17 protein-coding genes are annotated in these 20,227 nt (G+C 70.7%); 9 read left to right on the top strand and 8 right to left on the bottom strand.

Features of this window, described 5'->3' with window-relative positions:
* Positions 1-2: 2 nt before the first annotated feature.
* From RV983_RS18925 to RV983_RS18935, 3 genes are all read right to left on the bottom strand, one after another.
* Positions 3-1,307: an MFS transporter gene (locus RV983_RS18925; protein WP_475986939.1), complete on the bottom strand. Its 1,305-nt coding sequence runs from the start codon at positions 1,305-1,307 to the stop codon at positions 3-5.
* Positions 1,308-1,979 carry a GntR family transcriptional regulator gene (locus tag RV983_RS18930; protein WP_475986940.1) on the bottom strand — a complete coding sequence of 224 codons (672 nt, stop codon included), beginning with the start codon at positions 1,977-1,979 and terminating at the stop codon, positions 1,308-1,310. It abuts the gene before it with no gap.
* A gap of 89 nt (positions 1,980-2,068) precedes the next feature.
* Complete coding sequence (locus RV983_RS18935) at positions 2,069-2,788, bottom strand: response regulator (RefSeq protein WP_475986941.1); 720 nt, start codon at positions 2,786-2,788, stop codon at positions 2,069-2,071.
* 309 nt (positions 2,789-3,097) lie between these two features.
* On the opposite strand from RV983_RS18935, the gene pdhA reads away from it, so the two are divergent.
* The 5 genes from pdhA (at position 3,098) to RV983_RS18960 (ending at position 7,583) form a co-directional block, all read left to right on the top strand.
* Positions 3,098-4,240, top strand: coding sequence for a pyruvate dehydrogenase (acetyl-transferring) E1 component subunit alpha (gene pdhA, locus RV983_RS18940; protein WP_475986942.1), 1,143 nt, complete (start codon positions 3,098-3,100; stop codon positions 4,238-4,240).
* Position 4,241: 1 nt separating this feature from the next.
* Positions 4,242-5,216 carry an alpha-ketoacid dehydrogenase subunit beta gene (locus RV983_RS18945; protein ID WP_475986943.1) on the top strand — a complete coding sequence of 325 codons (975 nt, stop codon included), beginning with the start codon at positions 4,242-4,244 and terminating at the stop codon, positions 5,214-5,216.
* A 52-nt stretch (positions 5,217-5,268) separates the two neighbouring features.
* Positions 5,269-6,684: a dihydrolipoamide acetyltransferase family protein gene (locus tag RV983_RS18950; protein ID WP_475990377.1), complete on the top strand. Its 1,416-nt coding sequence runs from the start codon at positions 5,269-5,271 to the stop codon at positions 6,682-6,684.
* Positions 6,685-6,787: 103 nt separating this feature from the next.
* Entirely contained in the window at positions 6,788-6,982 is a 195-nt protein-coding gene (locus tag RV983_RS18955) for a hypothetical protein (protein ID WP_475986944.1), read from the top strand.
* A 40-nt stretch (positions 6,983-7,022) separates the two neighbouring features.
* The gene (locus tag RV983_RS18960; RefSeq protein WP_475986945.1) at positions 7,023-7,583 is read left to right on the top strand and encodes a DUF4240 domain-containing protein; all 561 of its coding nucleotides are present in this window, start codon (positions 7,023-7,025) and stop codon (positions 7,581-7,583) included.
* A gap of 252 nt (positions 7,584-7,835) precedes the next feature.
* On the opposite strand, the gene RV983_RS18965 is transcribed toward RV983_RS18960, so the two are convergent.
* Positions 7,836-8,276 carry a hypothetical protein gene (locus tag RV983_RS18965; RefSeq protein WP_475986946.1) on the bottom strand — a complete coding sequence of 147 codons (441 nt, stop codon included), beginning with the start codon at positions 8,274-8,276 and terminating at the stop codon, positions 7,836-7,838.
* Positions 8,277-8,558: 282 nt separating this feature from the next.
* Here RV983_RS18965 and RV983_RS18970 point away from each other — a divergent pair, with 282 nt between their 5' ends.
* Positions 8,559-10,367 carry an NHL domain-containing thioredoxin family protein gene (locus RV983_RS18970; RefSeq protein WP_475986947.1) on the top strand — a complete coding sequence of 603 codons (1,809 nt, stop codon included), beginning with the start codon at positions 8,559-8,561 and terminating at the stop codon, positions 10,365-10,367.
* Between the two features lie 16 nt (positions 10,368-10,383).
* Here RV983_RS18970 and RV983_RS18975 read toward each other — a convergent pair whose 3' ends face one another.
* The 4 genes from RV983_RS18975 to RV983_RS18990 all read right to left on the bottom strand — a co-directional run bounded on the left by RV983_RS18975 (position 10,384) and on the right by RV983_RS18990 (position 15,099).
* Complete coding sequence (locus RV983_RS18975) at positions 10,384-10,605, bottom strand: hypothetical protein (protein WP_475986948.1); 222 nt, start codon at positions 10,603-10,605, stop codon at positions 10,384-10,386.
* Positions 10,606-10,693: 88 nt separating this feature from the next.
* Positions 10,694-11,989, bottom strand: coding sequence for a M18 family aminopeptidase (locus tag RV983_RS18980; protein WP_475986949.1), 1,296 nt, complete (start codon positions 11,987-11,989; stop codon positions 10,694-10,696).
* Between the two features lie 95 nt (positions 11,990-12,084).
* Positions 12,085-13,914, bottom strand: coding sequence for an acyl-CoA dehydrogenase (locus RV983_RS18985; protein ID WP_475990378.1), 1,830 nt, complete (start codon positions 13,912-13,914; stop codon positions 12,085-12,087).
* A 108-nt stretch (positions 13,915-14,022) separates the two neighbouring features.
* Positions 14,023-15,099: an AI-2E family transporter gene (locus RV983_RS18990; RefSeq protein WP_475986950.1), complete on the bottom strand. Its 1,077-nt coding sequence runs from the start codon at positions 15,097-15,099 to the stop codon at positions 14,023-14,025.
* Between the two features lie 135 nt (positions 15,100-15,234).
* Between RV983_RS18990 and metG the strand changes: the two genes are divergently transcribed.
* The 3 genes from metG (at position 15,235) to RV983_RS19005 (ending at position 20,174) form a co-directional block, all read left to right on the top strand.
* Complete coding sequence (gene metG / locus RV983_RS18995; RefSeq protein ID WP_475986951.1) at positions 15,235-16,962, top strand: methionine--tRNA ligase; 1,728 nt, start codon at positions 15,235-15,237, stop codon at positions 16,960-16,962.
* Positions 16,962-17,516, top strand: coding sequence for a hypothetical protein (locus tag RV983_RS19000; RefSeq protein WP_475986952.1), 555 nt, complete (start codon positions 16,962-16,964; stop codon positions 17,514-17,516). Before metG ends, RV983_RS19000 begins: the two co-directional genes overlap by 1 nt.
* Before the next feature lie 174 nt (positions 17,517-17,690).
* On the top strand, positions 17,691-20,174 hold the full coding sequence (locus RV983_RS19005) for an FG-GAP-like repeat-containing protein (protein WP_475986953.1): 2,484 nt from the start codon (positions 17,691-17,693) through the stop codon (positions 20,172-20,174).
* Positions 20,175-20,227: the final 53 nt, after the last annotated feature.

The following is a 20,227-nucleotide window of genomic DNA, read 5'->3' on the forward strand; positions in this document are numbered from 1 at the left end:
GTTCATGTCCCGGCCGGGACGTGGACGCTCTCGACGCGGCTGACCGCGATGCGCTGCCGTTCCAGCCGCGCCGCCCGGCCGCGCAGCCGCAGGATCTGGACCACGCCGAGCGCCTGGAGGACGAAGACGCTGCTCCAGGCGATCCGGTAGTTGCCACCGCTCGCGTCCAGCAGGACGCCGATGGCCAGCAGCGTGACCATCGAGGCGGTGAAGCCGCCGATGTTCACGATGCCGGACGCCGTGCCGAGACGCTCCGGGGGGTTGGCCGGGCGGGCGAAGTCGAAGCCGATCATCGACGCCGGCCCGCACGTCCCCAGGACGACGCAGAGCAGCGCCAGCAGCCACAGCGGGGCGCGCTCGGCGGGCCACGCCAGGACCACCGCCCACATCACGGCGGTGGCACCGACGACGCCCAGGGTGAGCGGCATCCGGGCGCCGTGGTGGCGGCCGATGATCTGCCCGAAGAGCATCCCGAAGACCATGTTGGCCACGACCACCACCGTCAGCAGGGTGCCGGCCGTCTCGCGGGACAGCCCCTGCGCCTCGACGAGATAGGGCAGCCCCCACAGCAGCAGGAACACCATGCCGGAGAACTGCGTGGTGAAGTGCGTCCACATCCCCAGCCGGGTGCCCGGCTCCCGCCAGGCCGCGGCGATCTGCCGTTTCACATAGCCGCGCCCGGGGTGCTCGGCGGGGGCGGGCTCGAAGCCCTCGGGATGGTCCTTCATGAAGAGCAGGACGAGGATGAGGACGAGCGCGCCGCCCAGGGCCGTGCCGACGAAGGTCGGCGTCCAACCGGCGGAGTGCAGCAGCCGCGCCAGCAGGACGGTGCTGAGCAGGTTGCCCGCGACGCCGAACAGTGCCGCGCCCTGCGCGATCATCGGCCCCCTGCGGGCCGGGAACCACCGCGAGCCCAGCCGCAGCACGCTCACGAACGTCATCGCGTCGCCGCAGCCCAGTACCGCCCGGGCGGCGAGCGCCATGCCGTACGAGTGCGACAGGGCGAAGCCGAGCTGGCCCGCGGTGAAGAGCACGACGCCGATGGTCAGCACCCGCTTGGTGCCGAGCCGGTCGACCATCAGGCCGACGGGTATCTGCATGCCGGCGTAGACCAGCACCTGGAGGATCGAGAACGTGGACAGCGCGGACGCGCCTATGTGGAAGCGGTCGGCGGCGTCGATGCCGGCTACGCCGAGGCTGGTGCGGTGCACGACCGCGACCATGTAGACGAGGGTGCCGATGCCCCAGACCCCGACGGCCTTCACGCCGCCGGGTGGTTCACCGGTGGTGGTGCCGATCGTCCCCATTTACTCCCCCCGGGCCAGGTGGTTCACCCAGCTGACGTGGCGTTCGACCAGAGCGGCGGCCACGCCGGCGTCCCCGGCGCGCAAGGCGTCGAGGATCTCGGTGTGTTCGGTGATGTTCTTGGCGATGCGGCCGGGGTCGGCGTGCATGGTCGCCACTCCCATCCGCAGCTGACGGTCCCTCAACTGGTCGTACAGATGGGACATGATGCGGTTGCCGGCGGCGCGCACGATTTCGGCGTGAAAGCTGCGGTCCGCCATGGCGAAGGCGGCCAGGTCGCCGGTGGCCGCGTGGACGCGCTGCTCGTCCAGCAGCTCCTCGAGCCGGGACAGCAGGTGCGCCGGCGCGGGCTCCAGTTTCATCACCGCGTGCCGTTCCACCAGCAGCCGGGTCTCCACGACGTCGGCGATCTCCTGCGCGGAGACCGGCAGCACCAGCGCGCCCTTCTTCGGGTACAGCTTCAGCAGCCCCTCGGCCTCCAGCCGCAGCAGCGCCTCCCGTACGGGGGTCCGCGACACGCCCACGGCCTCGGCGAGCTCGCCCTCGCTGAGGAGGGTGCCGCCCTCGTAGCTGCGGTCCAGGACGGCCCGCTTGACGTGGGTGTAGACCCGCTCGGCGGCGGGTGGCTGCTTGGCGGCCGGCTCGGCGGCGGTCACGACAGGGCTGCGGTTCATGATGCGCACATCATAGATACAACAGGTATGCGGGAGTGGCTCACGTCCGCGATACGGACGGACACGGGGGGTGACCCGTCAGGTTCCGGTCAGGTTCCGGCCGTCCCCGACGGGCCGGGGCCCCCGGGGCGGTCAGGGCGCTCGGGGTGCTCCGGGCGTTCGGGGTGCAGCCGGGCGACATAGGCCGCGGCCTGGGTGCGGCGCTGCATGCCGAGCTTGGCCAGCAGCGAGGAGACGTAGTTCTTGACCGTCTTCTCGGCCAGGTGCAGCCGCTCGCCTATCTGCCGGTTGGTGAGCCCCTCGCCGATCAGGTCGAGGATGCGTTTCTCCTGGTCGGTGAGGTCGGACAGGCGGTCCTCCGCGCGCTCGGCGCCGCCCCCGCGCAGCCGTTCCATGACCCGGGCCGTCGCGGCGGGGTCCAGCAGCGACCTCCCGGCGGCGACGTCGCGCACGGCGCCCACCAGGTCGCTGGCGCGGATGTCCTTGAGCACGTAGCCGGCCGCACCGGCCATGATCGCGTCGAAGAGCGCCTCGTCGTCCGCGTACGAGGTGAGCATCAGGCACTTGGTCTCCGGCTGCCGGGAGCGGACCTCCCGGCACACCTCGACCCCGCTGCCGTCGGGCAGCCGGACGTCCAGCAGCGCGACGTCGGGCCGTACCGCGGGCAGTCGCGCCAGTGCCTCGGCGGCCGTGCCGGCCTCGCCGACGACCTCGATGTCGGGCTCCGCGGAGAGCAATTCGTGCACTCCCCGCCGGACGACTTCGTGATCGTCGAGCAGAAATACCGCGATTATCGACTTTTCGGGCACAACTTCAGCGTTGCACACCCGACCACAGCCGACCTCTTACGCAGATTCGATCCGCGGGATACCGTGCCGTTGTCCCGGTGGCCTGCGAGAACGTTCATTTACTAGGAAATCCAACCAAAACCGCAGGTAGAACCCTCTTCGCGCGAAAGCGGGCGGTGTGGGTAACGTTCACTTCGCAGGGCTGCCTGCCGGGTCCATCAATACTCCCGGCTCGGCCGTGCCGCACACACCCCGTGCGCCGCGACGAGACGGTAGGAGCCGCACTGGCCGCCGGCGGATCCCGGGGGCCGGACAGACGGAGGAGCAAGCGTGAGCGTGAAAAGCACTGCCGCGAAGCCCCGTACGCCCCGTACGGGCACCCGCGGTGGCGCGAAGCGCCGTGAGGCCGAGCCGGAGCTGGTGCAGCTCCTGACTCCCGAGGGCGATCGCGTCGAGCACAGTGAGTATTCCATCGACCTGAGCCCCGAAGAGCTGCGCGGTCTGTACCGGGACATGGTCCTGACCCGCCGTTTCGACGCGGAGGCCACGTCCCTGCAGCGACAGGGCGAGCTGGGTCTGTGGGCCTCGCTGCTCGGTCAGGAGGCCGCGCAGATCGGCTCGGGCCGGGCGACCCGGTCGGACGACTACGTCTTCCCCACCTATCGCGAGCACGGCGTCGCCTGGTGCCGCGGGGTGGACCCGGTCAATCTGCTGGGCATGTTCCGCGGGGTCAACCACGGCGGCTGGGACCCCAACGAGAACAACTTCCACCTGTACACGATCGTCATCGGCTCCCAGACGCTGCACGCCACCGGCTACGCGATGGGCATCACCAAGGACGGCGCGGACTCCGCCGTCATCGCCTACTTCGGCGACGGTGCCTCCAGCCAGGGCGACGTCGCGGAGGCCTTCACCTTCGCCGCCGTCTACAACGCGCCCGTGGTCTTCTTCTGCCAGAACAACCAGTGGGCGATCTCCGAGCCCACCGAGAAGCAGACCCGCGTCCCGCTCTACCAGCGCGCCGCCGGCTACGGCTTCCCGGGCGTGCGGGTGGACGGCAACGACGTCCTCGCGGTGCTCGCGGTCACCCGCGCCGCCCTGGAGCACGCCCGCTCCGGCCAGGGCCCGATGCTGGTCGAGGCCTTCACGTACCGCATGGGTGCCCACACCACCTCCGACGACCCCACCCGCTACCGCCTCGACGAGGAGCGCGAGCAGTGGGAGAGCAAGGACCCGATCCTGCGGCTGCGGGCCTACCTGGAGAAGCAGGGCATCGCGGACGAGGCGTTCCTCGCCGGGATCGAGGAGGAGAGCCTGGCGCTCGGCAAGCGGGTCCGCGAGGCCGTGCGCGCCATGCCCGACCCCGACCCGATGTCGATCTTCGAGAACGTCTACGCCGACGGACACGCGCTGGTCGACGAGGAGCGCGCCCAGTTCGCCGAGTACCTCGCCACCTTCGAGGAGGGCCACTGACATGGCAACGATGACCATCGCCAAGGCCCTCAACGAGGCGCTGCGCAAGGCCCTGGACACCGACCCCAAGGTCGTCCTCATGGGCGAGGACATCGGCAAGCTCGGCGGTGTCTTCCGGATCACCGACGGCCTGCAGAAGGACTTCGGCGAGGAGCGGGTCATCGACACCCCGCTCGCCGAGTCCGGCATCGTCGGCACCGCGATCGGCCTGGCCCTGCGCGGCTACCGCCCGGTCGTCGAGATCCAGTTCGACGGCTTCGTCTACCCCGCGTACGACCAGATCGTCACCCAGCTCGCCAAGATGCACGCGCGCGCCCTGGGCAAGATCAAGCTGCCGGTCGTCATCCGCATCCCCTTCGGCGGCGGCATCGGCGCCGTGGAGCACCACAGCGAGTCGCCCGAGGCGTACTTCGCGCACACCGCAGGACTCAAGGTCGTCACCCCGTCGACCCCGCAGGACGCCTACTGGATGCTCCAGCAGGCGATCGAGTCCGACGACCCGGTGATCTTCCAGGAGCCCAAGCGGCGCTACTGGGACAAGGGCGAGGTCGACACCGAGGCCATCCCCGCGCCGCTGCACAAGGCCCGTACGGTCCTGGAGGGCACCGACCTCACGCTGGTCGCCTACGGCCCGATGGTGAAGGTCTGCCTGGAGGCCGCCGCCGCGGCCGCCGAGGAGGGCCGTAGCCTTGAGGTGGTGGACCTCCGGTCCCTGTCGCCGATGGACTTCGACGCGATCCAGGCGTCGGTCGAGAAGACCCGCCGCCTGGTCGTCGTGCACGAGGCCCCCGTACAGCTGGGCACCGGCGCGGAGATCGCGGCCAGGATCACCGAGCGGTGCTTCTACCACCTCGAGGCACCCGTGCTGCGGGTCGGCGGCTTCCACGCGCCGTACCCCCCGGCCCGGGTCGAGGAGGAGTACCTGCCGGGCCTGGACCGCGTACTCGACGTGGTCGACCGCGCACTGGCGTACTGAGGAGAGGGTTGTGACGACAGTGGCAGCACCGCAGCGCTTCCGCGAGTTCAAGATGCCGGATGTCGGCGAGGGACTCACGGAGGCGGAAATCCTCAAGTGGTACGTCAAGCCCGGTGACACCGTCACCGACGGCCAGGTGGTCTGCGAGGTCGAGACCGCCAAGGCCGCCGTCGAGCTGCCGATCCCCTTCGACGGGATCGTGCACGAACTGCGCTTCCCCGAGGGCGAGACGGTCGACGTCGGCACGGTGATCATCGCCGTGGACACCGGCCACGGCGAGGCGGAGGAGGCACCGGCCCCCGAGGCCGTTCCCGCACAGGCCCCGGCCGCCGCGGCCGAGCCCGAGCAGAAGCGCCAGCCCGTGCTGGTCGGTTACGGCGTCGCCGTCTCCTCGACCAAGCGCCGCCCGCGCAAGCAGGCGGCCGTACCGGCCCAGGGTGCCGCCGCGGGCGCGCTCCAGGCCGAGCTCAACGGACACGCCCCGGCCGTGCCGGCCGTGCCCGCGGCTCCGGCCGCTACCGCCGCGGCGGGTTTCGCACCGGCCGAGGTGCGCCCGCTGGCCAAGCCGCCCGTGCGTAAGCTCGCCAAGGACCTCGGCGTGGACCTCGCGGGGATCGTCCCGACCGGTCCGCAGGGCACCATCACCCGCGAGGACGTCCAGAACGCGGTCGCTCCGGCGGTCCCGGCCGTCCCCGCGACCGCAGCCTCCGCCGCGGCCCCGGCGGCCGTCCAGACCGCTCCCGTGGCGGCTGCGACGGCGACGGCGCCCCTGGAGACCCGCGTCCCGATCAAGGGCGTCCGCAAGGCCACGGCCGCCGCGATGGTGGCCAGCGCCTTCACCGCTCCGCACGTGACCGAGTTCGTCACCTTCGACATCACCCGCACCATGCGGCTGGTCCAGGAGCTCAAGACCGACCCGGCCTTCGTCGGTCTCAAGGTCGGCCCGCTCCTGCTCGTCGCCAAGGCCCTGCTCCTGGCGATCCGGCGCAACCCGGAGGTCAACGCCGCCTGGGACGAGGCGAACCAGGAGATCGTCCACAAGGGATACGTCAACCTCGGCATCGCCGCGGCCACCCCGCGCGGCCTGATCGTCCCCAACATCAAGGACGCCCAGGCCAGGACACTGCCCGAACTGGCCGCCGCCCTCGGCGAACTGGTCGCCACGGCACGTGAGGGCAAGACCTCGCCGGCCGCCATGCAGGGCGGCACGGTCACCATCACCAACGTCGGTGTCTTCGGCATCGACACCGGCACGCCCATCCTCAACCCCGGGGAGTCCGCGATCCTCGCCTTCGGCGCGGTCAAGGACATGCCCTGGGTCCACAAGGGCAAGGTCAAGCCCCGCCAAGTCACCACGCTCGCGCTCTCCTTCGACCACCGTCTGGTGGACGGCGAGCTCGGCTCCAAGGTCCTCGCCGATGTCGCGGCGATCCTGGAGTACCCCAAGCGCCTGATGACCTGGGCCTGATCACCCCGTCACACCATCGAGAAGGGCCCGGACGTGTGTGCGTCCGGGCCCTTCTCGGGCGTGTCGCCCCCCATGCGGGCCGTATCTGTGACGTCATACGGCCATGGCGGTATCCATCTCGCTGATCCTGCTGCTGGCAGTCCTCACGCTGGTGCTCCTGCGCGCCAAGTCGCTGAAGATCTCCCACGCACTGCTCTGCATGCTCCTCGGCTTCTGCCTCGCGAGCTCCAGCCTGGCCCCCACCATCCACTCCGGCCTCATCGCCACCACCGACGTCGTGGGCGACCTACGACCCTGAGCCACCGCTTCGTCGGACCGCTCCGGCACACCGCGCCGGTATGGACATCCGACAGTTCTGGCGGCTCATCGAGGACGCCCGCGGCCAAGTCCCCGACCCCACGGACCCCGAGGCGGTCGCCGACCGGGCTTCCGCGCTGCTCGCGGAACAGCCCCGGGAGCGCATCGTCGCCGCCCAGCAGGTCCTGTGGGATCTCGTGGCGGCTTCCTGTCGCGCGCCCCTGTGGGCCGCCGCCTATCTGATCAACGGCGGTTGCTCGGACGACGGATTCGACTACTTCCGCGGCTGGTTGATCACCCAGGGCCGCGAGGTCTTCGACCGCGCCGTCGCCGATCCCGACTCCCTCGCCGGTCTCCCCGCCGTCCGTGCGGCGTGCACCGGCGCCGGCCCGGACCTCGATGGCGAGGCGACGCTCGCCATCGCCTGGGACGCGCATCTGACGGCGACCGGCGAGGAGCTTCCCGCCGACGCCTTCACCATCCGCTACCAGGACCTCGACCCGGCCTGGCGCTTCGACTTCGGCGACACGGCCGAGGTGGCCCGGCGCCTGCCCGCCCTGGCCGCGCTCTGGCCCAAAGCCGCAGTAGGCAGGGGCCGGTGAGGCCCCTGTGAAACAGAAGATCACTCTCAAGATGACCGCGGTACCCACCGGGCACTCAGGCCCTTTGCATCATGAACGATGCCATCCCCGCCTCTCCCATTGCCCGTGTCCGCGGCCTCGAGCTGATCGGCCAGGGTGGCTGGCTGAACACGGACGCCAAGTAACTGACCCTCTCGGAACTACGGGATACATAGAAATACTCGATCTGGTGTTCCACGCGGTGACGGATGTACTCGTCCGGATGCGACCGAGCTATCGCCACCGCCATGTCCACCAGGTCGTGCATCTCCGGCGAGTAGGCCGACTTGCGAAGGGCGGACCCGGCAGGATGCAGCGCCGGACGTCCAGGTGCTCGTTGGTCACGAACGCGCGCAGAGCGGCCTCGTTCCATTCGGCCACCACGGACGAGCCATCATCGGTCTCGGTCACGTCGCCCGCGCCAGGGTCTTGCGCCCTCACCAGGGGCATCCGCAAGGGCAGGGCCGACCAGTACCAGGCCCGCGCGGCGCCCGCCCGTTCAAGGTCCGTGCCTGTTCGCAGGTACTCGAGCAGCGCGAATTGGACGCGCCCGTGCCCGAATGCGTTCAGGGCAGGCTCGATGAACTGTCGGTTGAAGCTCGGGTCGGGATCGTGGACGGCTGTCTTGAGTAGCACGCCGAAGGACTCTTCGGAGAGGCCATGCCCCGGCGGCATGCGTCGGGCAGCGCTCCCCGGGCGCGATGCTCCCAGGTCCGGAGATCACTGCGCTCCGATTCGGAGGCGACGTCGAGCCCGAGGCTCCGCACGACATCTGCCAGGCACGCCTGGAACGCGCCCTTCCGGTCCTCCGTCCTCTCTGGCAGTGTCAGAACACCTGTGCTTTCGGTGCTGTCCCGCCAGCAGTCGTCCCGTTCCCGCCCGCAGCCATCCGCCGCCCCCTGCGCCGTGTCCCTTGCGCCTGAACAGGTGTCCGGGCCCGGATGGCATCCTTGCAGTATGAACGACGCCGCTCCCGCCTCCCGCCGTGCCCGTGTCCGTGCCCCCGAATTGATTGGCAAGGGCGGATGGCTCAACACCGGAGGCAAAGAGATCACCCTTGCCGAACTCCGAGGTAAGTGCGTTCTCGTGGACTTTTGGACGTTCTGCTGCATCAACTGCCTGCACGTCCTGGACGAGCTGCGCGAGCTGGAGGAGAAGCACCGCGACACCGTGGTGATCGTCGGCGTGCACTCGCCGAAGTTCGTGCACGAGGCGGAGCACCAGGCGGTCGTGGACGCCGTGGAGCGGTACGGGGTGCACCACCCCGTGCTGGACGATCCCGAGCTGGCGACGTGGAAGCAGTACGCCGTACGGGCCTGGCCCACGCTCACCGTGATCGACCCCGAGGGCTACATCGTCGCCCAGCACTCCGGGGAGGGCCACGCGCACGCGCTGGAGGCGCTGGTCACGGAGCTGGAGGAGGAGCACGCGGCGAAGGGCACGCTGCGGCGCGGGGACGGGCCGTACGTGCCGCCGGAGCCCGTGGCGACGCACCTGCGGTTCCCGGGGAAGGCGCTGCGGCTGCCGTCGGGGAATCTGCTGGTGTCGGACTCCGCGCGGCACCAGCTGGTGGAGACCGCGCCGGACACCGAGACCGTGGTGCGCCGGATCGGGGAGCCGGGCGACTTCAACGAGCCGCAGGGCCTGGCGCTGCTGCCGGACGGCACGGTGGTCGTCGCGGACACCGTGAACCACCGGCTGCGCACGTTCGACCCGGACAGCGGCGCCCTGGAGACGGTGGCCGGGACGGGCCGGCAGTGGTGGCAGGGGTCGGCGACCTCGGGCCCGGCCCTGGAGGTGGACCTGTCCTCGCCGTGGGACGTGGCCTGGTGGGACGGCAAGGTGTGGATCGCCATGGCCGGCGTCCACCAGCTGTGGACGTACGACCCGCAGGACGGCAGCGTGCGGGTCGCGGCCGGCACGACCAACGAGGGCCTGCTGGACGGCGCGGCGGACGAGGCCTGGTTCGCGCAGCCGTCAGGCCTGGCGGCCGCGGAGGACCGGCTGTGGGTCGCCGACTCCGAGACCAGCGCGCTGCGCTGGGTGGAGCGGAACGGCGACGGCGGCGACGGCTACGCGGTGCGCACCGCGGTCGGCACGGGACTGTTCGACTTCGGCCACCGCGACGGCCCCGCGGAGCAGGCGCTGCTCCAGCACCCGCTGGGCGTGACGGCGCTGCCCGACGGCTCGGTCGCGGTCAGCGACACGTACAACCACGCTCTGCGCCGTTTCGACCCGGCCTCGGGTGAGGTGACCACCCTCGCGACCGATCTGCGCGAGCCCTCCGGGGCCGTGCTGGACGGCGACGAGGTGGTGGTCGTGGAGTCGGCGCGGCACCGCCTGACGCGGCTGCGGCTGCCCGAGGAGGCGGTGCGGGTGGAGGCCGCGGCGCACCGCACGCAGCGTCCCGCCACGGAGGTGGCGCCGGGGGCGCTGCGGCTGGACGTGGTCTTCACCGCGCCGGCCGGCCAGAAGCTGGACCAGCGCTACGGGCCGTCGACCCGGCTGCTGGTGAGTTCGACGCCGCCCGGACTGCTGCTGGAGGGCGAGGGGAAGGGAACGGACCTCTTCCGGGACCTCGTGCTCAACGCCGAGGTGGCGGAAGGGGTGCTGCACGTGTCGGCGATGGCCGCCTCGTGCGACGACGACCCGGACAACGAGTTCCCGGCCTGCCATGTGCACCAGCAGGACTGGGGTGTCCCCGTGCGGCTGAGCGGCGACGGGGACACCCGCCTGGCCCTGGTGCTGGCGGGCATGGACGCCTGAGGCGCCGTCATGCCGGTCAGATGCGCGGGTAGTGACGGTCCCGTTCCTCGACGACCGGCACCGGCTCCACGATCCGGCGCCGCTTGAAGATGCTGACGTACGCGGCCACGCCGATGACGCCGACCGCCATCATGATGAGGCCGACCAGGTCCAGGTTGACCCCGGCCATGTGCCAGTCGGTCGCGAAGGTGAGGATGGCCCCCACCGCGATGAGACCGATGCAACCGCCGATGCCCATGATGTCCGCCTCCGAACTGCTCTGGCCCTAGGGGCTGGTAGAGCTTCGCCTACCCGGAGGCGGACATCTCATGACCGGAGTCCGGCGGTCAGTGCTCGAGAAAGGCCTTGAGCGCGCTCGCGAGCAGGAACGGGTCGTCGGCGCCGCACAGTTCGCGCGCGGAGTGCATCGACAGGATCGGCACGCCGACGTCGACGGTCGCGATGCCGTGCCGGGCGGCGGTGATGGGGCCGATGGTGGTGCCGCAGGGCATGGCGTTGTTGGAGACGAAGGACTGCCAGGGCACGCCGGCCCGCTCGCAGGCGGCGGCGAAGATGCCGCGGCCGGTGCCGTCGGTGGCGTAGCGCTGGCTGACGTTGACCTTGAGGATCGGGCCGCCGTTGGGCAGCGGGCGGTGCGTCGGGTCGTGCTTCTCGGTGTAGTTGGGGTGGACGGCGTGGCCGGTGTCGGCGGAGGCGCACACGGTGCCGGCGAAGGCGCGGGCGCGGTCCTCGTAGCTGCCGCCGCGGGCGAAGACGCTGCGCTCCAGGACGTTGCCGAGCAGCGGCCCGGCGGCGCCGGTGTCGGACTCGCTGCCGGTCTCCTCGTGGTCGAAGGCGGCCAGCACCGGGATGTACGGCAGACCGGCGCCGGCGCCGGCGACGGCGGCCAGGGCGGCGGTCCCGGCGTGCACGGAGAGCAGGTTGTCCAGCCGGCCGGCGGCCAGGAACTCGCGGTCGCGGCCGAGGTAGGCGGGCGGCTGGACGTCGTGCGTCATGAGGTCCCAGCCGACGATGTCGGCGGCGGTGACGCCGGTCTCCTCCGCGAGGAAGGCCATCAGCGCGCCCTCGTCGGTCTCGCCGAGGCCCCAGACCGGCTGCATGTGCCGCTGCTTGTCGAGCTTGAGGCCGCTCTCGTTGACGCCGCGGTCCAGGTGGACGGCGAGCTGCGGCACCCGCAGCAGCGGCCGGTCGATGTGGACCAGGGGCGTGCTGCCGTCGCGGAGCACCAGGCGGCCGGACAGGCCGAGGTCGCGGTCGAGCCAGGTGTTCAGCAGGGCGCCGCCGTAGATCTCGACGGCGATCTGGCGCCATCCGAAGGAGCCGGAGTCGGGCCGGGGCTTGACGCGCAGGTTGGTGGAGTCGGTGTGCGCCCCGACGATCCGGAAGGGGGTCGCGGGGTCCGCGCCCTCGGGTACGTACCAGGCGACGATCGCGCCGCCCCTCAGCACGTACCTGCCGCCCGCCTCGCCGTTCCAGGGCTCGGTCTCGGCGACCTGCCGGAAACCGGCCTTCTCCAGGCGCTCGGCGGCACCGGCGACCGCGTGGTACTGCGACGGGCCGGCCGCGATGAAGGCGGCGAGGTCATCGGTGTGGCTGCGGTCGAAGTGGGGCTGAGGGTTCATGGTTCAAGGATAGGGACGCACAGCGGCCCGCTCCTCTTCGCAGGAGCGGGCCGCCGTAGCCGCAATCGGTCCCGGCCGGAATTGGTCCAACCTGATCAGAAGGCCTCTTCGGGCAGCTCCATCACATCGAGGGTCACGCTCTCGGCGGCGGAGCGCGCCACGGAGACCTGCGGCAGGACGTCGGCGGCGAAGTGCCGGGCCGCCGCGATCTTGCCGGTGTAGAAGGCGGTGTCCTTGGCGGAGGCGCCGGCGGCCAGCTTCCGGGCCGCCACGGCCGCGCCCTTGAGCAGCAGGTAGCCGACGACCACGTCGCCCGAGGCGAGCAGCAGACGGGTGGTGTTGAGACCGACCTTGTAGATGGACTTGACGTCCTTCTCGGTGGCGGCGAGGTCGGTCAGCATCTTGCCGACGATCGCCTCCAGGTCCACGGCGGCCTTGGCGAGCTGCTCGCGGGCGGCCGCCAGCTCCTCGCCGCCGGTGCCCTCGGCGAGGAACTTCTTGATCTCCTCGGAGAGGGTGGTCAGTGCCGCGCCCTGGTTGCGGACGATCTTCCGGAAGAAGTAGTCCTGGCCCTGGATCGCGGTGGTGCCCTCGTAGAGGGTGTCGATCTTGGCGTCCCGGATGTACTGCTCGATCGGGTACTCCTGCAGGAAGCCGGAGCCGCCGAAGACCTGCAGGGACTGCGCCAGCTGCTCGTAGCCCTTCTCGGAGCCGTAGCCCTTGACGATGGGCAGCAGCAGGTCGTTGAACGCCTCCAGCTCCGTGACGTCCTCGCCGGTGACCTCGGCCGCGGCGATCGCGTCCTGGATGGAGGCGGTGAACAGGACCAGGGCGCGCATGCCCTCGGCGTAGGCCTTCTGCGTCAGCAGCGAGCGGCGCACGTCGGGGTGGTGGGTGATGGTGACCTTGGGGGCGCTCTTGTCCATGAACTGCGCCAGGTCCGGGCCCTGCACGCGCTCCTTGGCGTACTCCAGCGCGTTCAGGTAGCCGGTGGAGAGCGTGGAGATCGCCTTCGTGCCGACCATCATGCGGGCGAACTCGATGATGCGGAACATCTGGCGGATGCCGTCGTGCTTGTCGCCGATCAGCCAGCCCTTGGCGGGGTGCTTGTCGCCGAAGGTCATCTCGCAGGTGTTGGACGCCTTGAGGCCCATCTTGTGCTCGACGTTGGTGGCGTAGACGCCGTTGCGCTCGCCCAGCTCGCCGGTCTCGAAGTCGAAGAGGTACTTCGGGACGAGGAAGAGGGACAGGCCCTTGGTGCCGGGGCCGGCGCCCTCGGGGCGGGCGAGGACGTAGTGGAGGATGTTCTCCTCCATGTCGTGCTCACCGGAGGTGATGAAGCGCTTGACGCCCTCGATGTGCCAGGAGCCGTCCTCCTGCTCGACGGCCTTGGTGCGGCCGGCGCCCACGTCCGAGCCGGCGTCCGGCTCGGTGAGGACCATGGTGGAGCCCCAGGTCTTCTCGACGGCCATCGCGGCGATCTTCTTCTGGACCTCGTTGCCCTCCTCGAAGAGGATGCGGGCGAAGGCCGGGCCGGAGGTGTACATCCAGATGGCCGGGTTCGCGCCGAGGACCAGCTCCGCGTACGACCAGATCAGGGACGGCGGGGCGGTCGTGCCGCCGATCTCCTCGGGCAGGCCCAGGCGCCAGTACTCGGCGGCCATGAAGGCCTTGTAGCTCTTCTTGAAGCTGTCCGGGACCGGCGCCGTGTTGGTCTTGGGGTCGAAGACCGGCGGGTTGCGGTCGGCGTCGGCGAAGGAGTCGGCCAGCTCGTTCTCCGCGAGGCGCGTGATCTCACCCAGGATGTCCTTGGCGGTCTCGACGTCCATCTCGGCGAACGGGCCGGTGCCGTAGATCTTGTCGCGCCCGAGGACCTCGAAGAGGTTGAACTCGATGTCGCGAAGGTTTGACTTGTAGTGGCCCATGGCGACGGCTCCGTCGGGGTCGGTCGGACGGCGGGATGCTCGCAGTCCTCGCAGCTTTATCACTTACCAGTCGGTAATGATGCTACCCGTCGGTAATAAAAACAACCCCTATCCGGCCGGATGTGACACGGGTCCCTCGACTTCTGGAGGAACACCCCCGCCGCGGCGCCGCAGTTCGTCCACGGCTCCAAAGGCCGCGGCCGCGATCGGCACCGCCAGCAGCATCCCGAGGATGCCCGCCAGACTCGCCCCCGCGGTGATCGCGAGCAGCACCACCGCCGGGTGCATGTGGACGGTGCGGCTCTGGATCATCGGCTGCAACACGTGCCCCTCCAGCACCTGCACGGCCAGCACCACACCCAGCGCCCACAGCGCCACCAGCCATCCCCGGTCCGCCAGCGCCACGAGGACCGCCACCGTGCCGGAGATGAACGCCCCCAAATAGGGAATGTAGGCCCCGACGAAGACGAGCGCGCCCAGTCCCACCGCCCCGGGCACCCGCAGGATCAGCAGCCCGACGGTGATGCACACGGCGTCGATCAGCGCGATCAGCGTGGTCCCCCGCATGAAGCCCTGCACCGCGGCGAAAGCGCGATGGGCGATCCGCTCCAGCAGGGGGCCGATGCCGTGCGGCGCCAGCTCGCGCAGCAGGACCGGGAAGCGGCCACCGTCGCGCAGGAAGAAGAAGGTCAGCAGCAGTGCGAGCACGGCGGTCGCGATGATCTGACCCACGATGCTGATGCCGGACACGACCCCGGAGGCGGCCCGGACGCCGTACTTGGTGGCGAAGGACTTCAGGCTGTCGACGGTGTTGTCCAGGGAGGGTCCCGACACGCCCAGCTCCGGCATCACCTTGTGGGCCACGTCCTTCAGCGAGGCCACGATCTGGTCCCCGGAGTGCATGAGGCTCTGCACCACGATGAACGCGGCGCCCGCGGCGAACACCAGAAGGGCCAGGCACGTCAGCGCCGCGGCGAGCGACCGCTGCACCCGCACCGTCCGCAGCCATCGGTACAACGGCCCCAGCAGTGCGCTGCCCAGCAGCGCCAGCAGGACGGGAGTCGCGACCGCCGCGAAGGTGACGACGAGCCAGACCACCAGTGCGCCCACGCCGGCGAGGAGCAGCACGACGGCGCACCACGCGCCCGTCCGACGCGCGGCGGCCGGCAGAAGGGGAGCATCCACCCGCCCACCGGATCACGGTCCCGTGATGTCCGCATGCCGGGCACGGCGAACGGGTGGCACTACGCGGTCGGATACGCTATTGACGGTCCGTAGAGGAAATCCTCACCCACAGTAGCGACTTGGGAGCAGCCGGCAATGGCTCGACACCTCATCACCAGCGCCCTTCCGTACATCAACGGGATCAAGCACCTGGGCAACATGGTGGGGTCCATGCTCCCGGCCGACGTCTACTCCCGCTACCTGCGCCAGCGCGGCCACGACGTCCTCTACATCTGCGCCACCGACGAGCACGGCACCCCGGCCGAGCTCGCCGCGCAGGAGGCCGGCCTGCCGGTCGACGTGTTCTGCGCCCAGCAGCACGACGCGCAGAAGGCGATCTACGACGGCTTCGCGCTCTCGTTCGACTACTTCGGCCGCAGCTCCTCGCAGCAGAACCGGGAGATCACCCAGGCCATCGCGCGGGAGCTCAAGGAGAACGGCTTCATCGAGGAGCGCGCCATCCGCCAGGTCTACTCCCTGGACGACGAGCGCTTCCTGCCCGACCGCTACATCGTCGGCACCTGCCCGCACTGCGGCTACGACAAGGCGCGCGGCGATCAGTGCGAGAACTGCACCCGCGTCCTGGACCCGACGGACCTCATCGAGCCGCGCTCCGCGATCAGCGGCAGCAGCCGGCTGGAGGTCCGCGAGACCAAGCACCTCTTCCTGCTCCAGTCCAAGCTCTCCCACGAGGTTGAGGCCTGGGTCGACGAGCACGGCAAGGACTGGCCGACGCTGGCCTCCTCCATCGCCCGCAAGTGGCTCACCGAGGGCCTCCAGGACCGCGCGATCACCCGCGACCTCGACTGGGGCGTCCCGGTCCCGGCCGACACCTGGCCGGAACTCGCGGCCGAGGGCAAGGTCTTCTACGTCTGGTTCGACGCGCCGATCGAGTACATCGGCGCCACCAAGGAGTGGGCGGACGCCGCGGGCGAGGGCGAGACCCGCGACTGGCGCTCCTGGTGGTACGACGTCGGCACCGAGGTCCGCTACACCGAGTTCATGGCCAAGGACAACGTCCCCTTCCACACCGTGATGTTCCCGGCGACGCTGCTGGGCACCCGCGACAAGTGGAAGAAGGTCGACTACGTCAAGGCCTTCAACTGGCTGACGTACTACGGCGGCAAGTTCTCCACCTCGCAGCGCCGCGGCATCTTCACCGACGCCGCCCTGGAGATCCTGCCCGCCGACTACTGGCGGTACTTCCTCATCGCCAACGCCCCGGAGTCCGACGACACCTCCTTCACCTGGGAGCACTTCGCGGCCTCGGTCAACAAGGACCTCGCCGACACCCTCGGCAACTTCGTCAACCGGGTGCTGTCCTTCTCCCGCAAGCGCTTCGGCGACGAGGTGCCCGCGGGCTCCGCGGCGGGCGAGGCCGAGCAGCGCCTCGGCGCGCAGATCGCCGAGCTCCTCGCGGAGTACGAACGGCACATGGAGGACCTCCAGTTCCGCAAGGCCGCGCAGGCGCTGCGCGCACTGTGGAGCGCCGGCAACTCCTACCTGGAGGAGAAGGCGCCCTGGCTGGAGATCAAGACCGATCCGGATGGCGCCGCGCTCACCCTGCGCACCGCGATGAACCTCATCCACCTGTACGCGGTGGTCTCCGAGCCCTTCATCCCGGCCTCCGCCGCGGCCATGCGCGGTGCCTTCGCGCTGGCGGACGACACCGCGGTCTGGGTCACCGCCGACGAGGCCCGCGCGTTGTCCGCGGTCCCGGCGGGCACCGCCTTCACCGTCCCGCCCGTGCTCTTCGCCAAGATCACCGACGAGGACCTCGACGCCTACCGCGAGCGCTTCGGCGGCCAGCCGGAAGCCGCCTGATGAGCACGCCGGAGCCCGCCCAGGGCAAGTCCCCGTTCCTGCTCCTGCTGTCGGTCGGCCTGACGCTGGCGCTGGTGGTCGCGGCCGTCATCGTCGCCGTCTCGCTGACCGGCGGGCACGACGCCCGCACAGGCGCCGCCCCGGACGCCGGCGGCGCCTGCCGCGGCAGCAACGTCACCCTGGACAAGGCCGCCCAGCGCTTCCGGCTGAAGCTCCCGGACGACGCGAAGGACGTGCACTACCTGGCGCAGTCCGGCGGCATGTCCGGCAATTACGACCTGGAGATGCGCTTCCGCACCACGGCGGCCGGCCTCCAGCACTTCCTCGCCGGCTCCGGTTTCCCGAAGCTCAGCGGCGACGAGCACGTCCTGCGCGCCGGACAGCCCGACGCCGACCCCTGCCGCCACGACTCCGAGGGTCTGCCGCACGCCCGCTACGCGGGCGACCAGGTCGCGGCCGACGGGGCGGCCCGCGGTGCCTACGTCCGGGGCGTCGCCGTCGACGACTCGGACCGCGCCCGCCCGGTCGTCGCCCTCATCGCCATGGACACCTGACCCTCCCGGGGATCCGCCGCCCGTCTGCCTCGTTTTCCGTACATGTCCCGGTGTTACGATCCGCGCCGCACATGTGTACGGAGGGCGTGACCGCCCTCCCCGGGGAGGGAACCTCACGTGGGTCGTCATGGCCTCGGCCGCGGGCGTAGCGCTGCGGCAATATCCATCGCTTCCATGGTCGTCGCGGGCATCGCGGCGCTGCCGATGGCCGTCGCCGGGTCGGCGGTCGCGGCTTCGGCAGCCCCCTGGACGGGCACCGCCACCCCCGTGACCGACACAGGCACGGACACAGAGGCCTCTGTGGAGGACCTCGTCGTCACCGCGGACGGCTCGGCGGTGTCGCTCTGGGACGAGATCCCCACAGGGGGATTCACCCGCTCGCTGTATGCCGCGGTGCGTCCGGCGGGCAGCGACACCTGGGGCGAGCCGCATCTGCTCGCCACGACGCCGACCGAGGAGGGCGACGTCAAGCTCCTGGCGTCGGCGGACGGCGGTGTCACCGCCCTGTGGACCGACTTCCCCAACCTGACCGGGCCGGGTGCGGGGTCCCGTGAGCTCCGCCTCGTCAGCGCCGTGCTCTCGGCTGACGGATCGTGGTCGGAACCCGTGGAGATCGCCGGGACCGACGAGGGTGTGACATCCGGTGGTATCGACTTGGCCGAGGGACCGGACGGCACGGTCACGGCGGTCTGGTCCACCCAGGCCACGTGGGACGCGAAGCGCGAGGTCCGCGTGGCCGACAGGGTCGATGGGACATGGTCCGCACCGCGCCAGGTCAGCACCGTCGCCAAGGACGGCGCGGCGGGCGCGATCCAGCCGCAGGTGGCCGTGGACACCCATGGTGGGACAGTGATCGCCTACCTGCAGCAGGACGGGGAGGGCCGCCCGACCGTCCGCACGGTGACCCGCCCGGCGCCGACCGGTACGTGGGGCGCGCCCGTCGTCGTGACGGGAGCAGCGGAGTCCGCGTCATCACCCCGGCTGTCGGCCGCGCGGGACGGGTCGGTCACGATGGTCTGGGCGTCGTTCGGCGCATCGGGGTCCGACTCGGCGACCATCTACGCCTCCCGGCGCGCCAGTTCGGCGGCGGGATGGGGTACCGCCGAGCCTGTCTCCAGTACGGACGACCTCGTCGAAACGCCCGAGCCGCTGGTGGGGCCGAACGGCGATGTCACGCTTGTGTGGGTCGACCGTCCGACGACCTTCAGCACCAGGACCGCCACCCGGAGTGCGGCGAAGGGGACCTGGTCCGCGCCCCGGACGCTGTCGACCGGGTACGTGTCGGAGCAGTACGACGCTTCGGTGGGCGCTGACGGCACGGTGCGTGCGATCTGGACCCAGGCCAACGCGAAGGACACCCAGCGAGCGCTGCTGGAGTCCTCCCTGAGCGGCGGCGTCTGGAGCAAGGCCGGGCAACTGCCGGGTTCGCCGGCCGAGTTCGTGAACGGACAGGTCGCGGCATCCGCCGACGGCAACGCCTCCGCCGTGTGGTCGGGCTCCAACGGGAACGTCACGAAGCTGTTCGGATCCCGCACCCGGTGGCCGGCGCTCGCCGTCAGCGGCTCCACTGTGCCGTCGACCGCTGCCCTCAAGGGCACGACGTCCTCCAGCAAGGCGTGGAAGCCCTCCTGGAAGCTGAACCGTCCGGTCTCCTCGTGGTCGGTCACGCTCACCGATCCGGCCGGCCGGACCGTGCGCACGCTGTCAGGCACCACCGCCGGTGACACGGCGGCGGCGACGTGGAACGGGCGGACGGCATCCGGGGCGTACGCGCCGAACGGCAGGCTGAAGTGGACGTTCAAGGCCACGGCGAGCGGAGCGAAGAGCGCCACCTCGCTCGGTTCGGGAACCGTCGGCGTGACCGGCGGCGCCGCCGTCCAGCACGACTTCGGCGGCACTTCCGCGACGCCGGACGGCATCGGGGACCTGCTGTCACTCAGTTCCACCGGACAGCTGAGCTACCGCTACGGCAAGGGCTCCACCGGAGCCTTCTCCGGCACGGTGACCGGCTCCGGCTGGGCCACCACCATCAAGGCCGTCCCCGTCGGGGACATGAGCGGTGACCGCTGCAACGATCTGATCGTGCGGCTGAGCAGCGGGTCGCTCCAGCTGTACAAGCCGGCATGCGGCAAGGCGGTCACGCCGTCGACCGCGTACACCTCGCTGGGGACCGGCTGGAACCAGTACAACCTGCTCACCTCGCCCGGTGACATCTCCGGGGACGGGCGCCCCGACCTGCTGGCCCGCAAGGCGTCCGACGGGGACATCTACCTCTACAAGGGCACCAGCACCGGGAAGTTGTCGTCGCGCGTGAAGCTCTACGACAACTGGAAGGGCTACAAGAAGATCGTCGGCGTCGGCGACCTGAACGGCGACGGCCGGGGCGACATCATCCAGCAGGACTCGTCGAACGAGCTGTGGCGCCGCAACGGCACCGGCAAGGGCACCTTCGGCGCGCGGGTGAAGCTCGCCGACAACTGGGGAGCGTCGTACAACGTGCTCGTGGGCGTCGGAGACGTCACCGGGGACGGCAGGGCGGACCTGGTGGCCCGCGACACCTCGGGCGGCCTGTGGCGCTACAACGGCGACGGCACCGGGAAGTTCGGCGGCCGGACGAAGATCGGCACGGGGTACCAGGGCTACAAGGGCCTGTTCTGACGGGAACGCCAGACGCGAACGCCGAGGGGCCCGGAACCAGATGGTTCCGGGCC

Source organism: Streptomyces sp. RLA123 (assembly GCF_056270165.1).

Excerpts from the sequence above, each read along its gene's own strand:
- RV983_RS18965 (WP_475986946.1), bottom strand. The coding sequence starts at position 8,276 with ATGCCGCCGGGGCATGGCCTCTCCGAAGAGTCCTTCGGCGTGCTACTC.
- metG (WP_475986951.1), top strand. The coding sequence starts at position 15,235 with ATGGCTCGACACCTCATCACCAGCGCCCTTCCGTACATCAACGGGATC.
- RV983_RS18960 (WP_475986945.1), top strand. The coding sequence starts at position 7,023 with ATGGACATCCGACAGTTCTGGCGGCTCATCGAGGACGCCCGCGGCCAA.
- RV983_RS18980 (WP_475986949.1), bottom strand. The coding sequence starts at position 11,989 with ATGAACCCTCAGCCCCACTTCGACCGCAGCCACACCGATGACCTCGCC.
- RV983_RS18975 (WP_475986948.1), bottom strand. The coding sequence starts at position 10,605 with ATGGGCATCGGCGGTTGCATCGGTCTCATCGCGGTGGGGGCCATCCTC.
- RV983_RS19000 (WP_475986952.1), top strand. The coding sequence starts at position 16,962 with ATGAGCACGCCGGAGCCCGCCCAGGGCAAGTCCCCGTTCCTGCTCCTG.
- RV983_RS18985 (WP_475990378.1), bottom strand. The coding sequence starts at position 13,914 with ATGGGCCACTACAAGTCAAACCTTCGCGACATCGAGTTCAACCTCTTC.
- RV983_RS18925 (WP_475986939.1), bottom strand. The coding sequence starts at position 1,307 with ATGGGGACGATCGGCACCACCACCGGTGAACCACCCGGCGGCGTGAAG.
- RV983_RS18930 (WP_475986940.1), bottom strand. The coding sequence starts at position 1,979 with ATGAACCGCAGCCCTGTCGTGACCGCCGCCGAGCCGGCCGCCAAGCAG.
- RV983_RS18955 (WP_475986944.1), top strand. The coding sequence starts at position 6,788 with ATGGCGGTATCCATCTCGCTGATCCTGCTGCTGGCAGTCCTCACGCTG.
- RV983_RS18945 (WP_475986943.1), top strand. The coding sequence starts at position 4,242 with ATGGCAACGATGACCATCGCCAAGGCCCTCAACGAGGCGCTGCGCAAG.
- RV983_RS19005 (WP_475986953.1), top strand. The coding sequence starts at position 17,691 with ATGGTCGTCGCGGGCATCGCGGCGCTGCCGATGGCCGTCGCCGGGTCG.
- RV983_RS18970 (WP_475986947.1), top strand. The coding sequence starts at position 8,559 with ATGAACGACGCCGCTCCCGCCTCCCGCCGTGCCCGTGTCCGTGCCCCC.
- RV983_RS18950 (WP_475990377.1), top strand. The coding sequence starts at position 5,269 with ATGCCGGATGTCGGCGAGGGACTCACGGAGGCGGAAATCCTCAAGTGG.